Below are 1,231 nucleotides of genomic sequence, written 5' to 3'. Positions count from 1 at the left end.
CCTCGCAGAAGACGATGCCGACGGCATTCGGATGATTCGTGACTTAATGAAGAGCGTTCCTTGGAATGAGCAGCTTCCAGCTAAGCCATCTAAAGAGTGGCAAGAACCTCTTTTCAGCCCAGAAGAGCTAATTGGCGTTGTACCAGCAGACAGCAAGCACCCCTACGATGTCCGCGAAATCATTGCCCGTATTGCTGACTCGTCCGATTTTGTTGACTTCAAACCAGAATTCGACAAACAAACCGTTTGTGGCTTTTTGAAAATTCAAGGTCATGCTTGCGGCATCATTGGTAACAATGGCCCGATCACGCCCGAGGGCGCTGCCAAAGCGGCTCAGTTCATCCAACTATGTGAACAGTCCAACACCAGTTTATTGTTCTTCCATAATACCACCGGTTTTATGGTTGGCACGCACTCAGAGCAACACGGTGTCATTAAGCATGGTTCTAAAATGCTACAAGCGGTAGCAAATACCACTGTAGCTAAGCTCACTATCGTCGTTGGCGGTTCCTATGGTGCGGGTAACTATGCCATGTGTGGTCGAGGTCTTGACCCTCGCTTCATCTTCGCTTGGCCGAACAGCAAAACAGCCGTTATGGGCGGCGCACAGGCCGGTAAGGTATTGCGAATCGTCACAGAAGCAAAACATGCAAAAATGGGTAAAGAAGCTGATCCAGCCATGCTCGATGTTATCGAGAAAGCGACTGCAGATAAATTGGACGAGGGTTCAACAGCCTTGTTTGGCACCGCTCGCCTATGGGATGACGGATTAATCGATCCGCGCGACACGCGCAAGGTGTTGGCATTCCTCTTAGATATTTGTGAGGAAGCCAATATGCGTGAACTAAGACCCAGCTCTTTTGGCGTAGCGCGTCTATAAGATGTAAAGCAAAAACTACCAGGTCATTCCCGCGTAGGCGGGAATCTATTGTTTTAGAGCTAAGCCACATAGGTTGATGAATACTAAGAACAGACTGAATATAAAACTAGACAATGGATCCCCGCTTGCGCGGCGATGACGCTGAGTCCGACTATATTCACAAATAATTTAAAGAACAGAGCAAGAACAATGCAATTTACTCAAGAACACAAAGAAATCCGTCGTACCGTTAAGAACTTCGTCGTAAATGAAATCAACCCACATGTTGAAGAGTGGGAGCAAGCTGGCACATTTCCAATGCGAGACGTATTCAAAAAGCTTGGCGAGCTTGGCCTTTTAGGTATTAGCAAA

2 protein-coding genes are annotated in these 1,231 nt (G+C 47.4%); both read left to right on the top strand.

Going from position 1 to position 1,231, the window contains the following annotated elements; all coding sequences use genetic code 11:
* On the top strand, positions 1 to 880 hold an 880-nt coding region (locus tag A3729_RS07265; RefSeq protein ID WP_304439698.1), incomplete at its 5' end, for a carboxyl transferase domain-containing protein.
* Positions 881 to 1,069: 189 nt separating this feature from the next.
* Positions 1,070 to 1,231, top strand: a 162-nt coding sequence (locus A3729_RS30690; RefSeq protein WP_197475653.1) for an acyl-CoA dehydrogenase family protein, incomplete at its 3' end; no start/stop codon positions are given.

The organism is Oleiphilus sp. HI0043, assembly GCF_001634935.1.
This window is presented reverse-complemented; position numbering and strand designations above follow the sequence as displayed.